2 protein-coding genes are annotated in these 2,973 nt (G+C 66.7%); one reads left to right on the top strand and one right to left on the bottom strand.

Features of this window, described 5'->3' with window-relative positions; genetic code table 11:
• Positions 1-437: 437 nt before the first annotated feature.
• Positions 438-722, top strand: a complete 285-nt coding sequence (locus tag AC08ON_RS17705) for a hypothetical protein (protein ID WP_023841456.1) — start codon at positions 438-440, stop codon at positions 720-722.
• Between the two features lie 239 nt (positions 723-961).
• Here the strand turns inward: AC08ON_RS17705 and AC08ON_RS17710 are convergent, their stop codons facing one another.
• Positions 962-2,242, bottom strand: coding sequence for a lipase (locus AC08ON_RS17710; RefSeq protein WP_476617401.1), 1,281 nt, complete (start codon positions 2,240-2,242; stop codon positions 962-964).
• Positions 2,243-2,973 lie beyond the last annotated feature (731 nt).

Genomic DNA, 2,973 nt, shown 5'->3' on the forward strand with positions numbered 1-2,973 from the left:
CACAACGTAGCGTGATCTCTGCGCGGCCCTGGGTGAGCCCCCCTGGACGGCGGACTGCGCGCGTCGGGTTTCCTCTTCCCGTTGCCCGATCATTTCTTCCTTCGCCCGGTCCCTCCCCCCTTTCGTTCCTCCTTTCCTCCTTTCCTCTCTTGAGCGGAGCTGGTATCCCGCCGGGCAGGAAGATCGTTCAGGAGGTCAACGCCGGCCATGGGCCACCTATGGGCTTCAGGGATGTGTCGAGCACCCACCGCACCATCGTCGTCCGACGGCTGGTCACCCGCCCGGTCGGCCGCATCCTGCCCGCGGAAACGCCCAGCGGTGCCATTACCGCAAGTAAGTGCTTATTGCGCCATCAGCGAACTACCATCGAGTCTCCGTCGCTCTGGTGCAAGCCTGTCGCCTGTCGGGACCTGAGGTCAGACATAAACGGAGCATCAATGGCATCCGCCACCAGCGTCCACAAGGGTTGGAAGATCTTCTTCACCAGAGAGGAGACCGAGATGGTCGCTAACGGCGTCGACATAGCTGCGATAGTTTCGGCCGTCATACCCGAGCCGGCCACCGCCACGGTGGCGTCAGTGGCCCCGCGAATCCTCGCTTTTTATGCGAATCGCGCTCTCAAAATCAACAAGAGGCTCGGACTCGAGGTCAATATGCCCAGCCCCAATTTCCCCGTCCGCACCGAAACCATCGGGCCCCCGGTGTGGCCTTTCCGAATCTAGGCATGATCAAAAATGGCGGTCGGAACGTCGTCAACACCGTTGATTATCTTGTCTGCACTCCCAGGAGGCGCCGAGATACCTGACCGCCGCTGACGATGAACCGACCATCGCCGGCGATGGGACCGGCGGTAGTCGGGACGCGGGTGGAATGCCACAACCACCCGCGTCCCGACCGGCCGGCCCAGCCCGTCCGGGATCAGGCCGGAGAGCATGGATCGCCCTGGTCCGTCAACTCGCCGCTACTGCTGCACCTGTTGCCGGAACCAGCGGGCGACCGCGGCCGTACCGGCCTTGTTGGAGTCGAGATGACCGACGTTGGGTCCCAGGTTGATGATCGGGACGTCGGCGCCACGTGCCAGGAACGCGGCCTGGCAATGCTCGCTGTTGGCCCGCGGAACCTGATGGTCGGCGCCGCCGACGAAGAGCCGGACCGGCGCCCTCGGGTTCCAGTTCGAACAGGTATGGTCCGCCGCCCACAGCCCCACGGCCAGCCCGTCCCAGGGGTTGCGGAGCAGGTCGAAGCCGTGCGGGGTGAGCAGCTTGCCGGTGGTCGCCGGCAGGCCGGCGAGGATCTGCTCCCCGGTGTGCTTGCCGTCGAATAGCGTCGCGACCTTCGGATCCTGGAACACCTCCGCGGGCGAGCGGTACAGGTGGTACAGGCGGTTCCAGGAGACGAGGAAGAAGGCGGTGTAGCCGACGCCGAAGGGCCATGCGACCTGCCCGTTCAGCCACGCCGGCAGCTCCACGGAGCGAAGGTCATAGGCTCCGCTGACGGGCGCCAGGGCACCAAGCCGGAACGACGGGTCGGCGCCGGCCCACAGTGCCTTCCCCAGTCCCGTGGCCGCCGAAGCGCCCTGGGAGAACCCGGTGACCAGCACATCCCGTTTGAACTTCCGGCCTTCACGCGCGGCGACGGTGCGCGCCGCACGGAGCAGGTCCAGCGACGCGCTGGTTTCCGAGGGGACATCCAGCCACGGATGGTCACCCGGCCCGACGCCGTAGCCCAGGTAGTCGGGGGCGACCGCAGCGAACCCGGCGGCGGCGTAGGTGAGGGCCGGGGCCTGCCCCCAGGAGTTGGCCTCCAGATCGGTCGCGGTCGACGGGGCGTCCGCGCGGTTGATCTCGGTGCCGTGGGCGTAGGAGACGACCTGCAGCCAGCGGTCCTCGGTGCGCGGCAGCGCCACCAGGCCGCTGGCGGTCGTCCGACGTCCACGGGGGTCGATCGTGTAGTACACGACCCGGTAGGTCCGCACCCCCGACCGGATCACCTCCGGATCGGCGTCGAACCCGGTACCGGCCAGAACCGCCCGCACATACTCCGCCGACAGGACCCGTAGCCGTTTGATGGAGACCACATCCCCGCGGTAGGAGGATGTGTGGTGCCAAGCCGTGGTCGGCCCGGTGGCCGCGGCGGGGTCGATGAGGGCGGTGGTCGTCGCGGTGGCCGTCGTCGCGGTCGTCGCGGCGAGGACGAGCCCGATGACGGTCCGGCGCCGCCGGGAACGCCGTCCCCTCCTCACGATGTCCTGCCGCCCGTGACGTACCAGCCGCACGTGACGTCTCCGCGGCGCGTGGCCTCCTTCCTGGACATGACCCGCTTCCTGCTCGTGACCCATTCCCCGCATGTGACCCATTCCCCGCATGTGACCCATTTCCCGCATGTGACCTCCTTCCCGCACGTGACCAATTTCCCGCACGTGACCAATTTCCCGCACGTGACGCCCCAGTGGCACATGACTTCTTTCCTGCACGTGGCCTCTTTCCTGCATGTGACTTCCTTCCCGCGTGTGCACTGCGATGCCGGTGACGCTAGAAGTGGGCCTGTCGCCACGCCGGTGATCCTAAAAGTGGGCCTGTCCAGGATGAATGCGGTCAGCAGGTCGACCCGGGCGGGGAAAACCACCGCACACGGGCTTCGAACGGCCTACCGGCTTCCGCCAGTGATGACGGCAACCGTGCCGGGGAGATCGAACAGCCGCTCAGGTGTCTTCATCGCGCCCTCTGCCCGCCCGTCGGGTGACCGCCACCTGCTGGCTGCCATCACGCCCTGCCCGGAGGGCCAATGTAGGTGACCTGGTCAGATATCCATCGCTTGATGGGCAGCACCGTCGGCACCGGGAGCACGCTCCCGACACCGACAGTCGTAGTATGATCACACCAAAAGACAGAACATCTATCGATCCACCCCACCCGCCGAGGGTTTCCCCCAGGGCTGCGCGAAGGTCGCGTGGTGTGACGGCCTGTTGCGTTA

The sequence above is a fragment of the Frankia sp. CoWAU3 genome, from assembly GCF_977971855.1.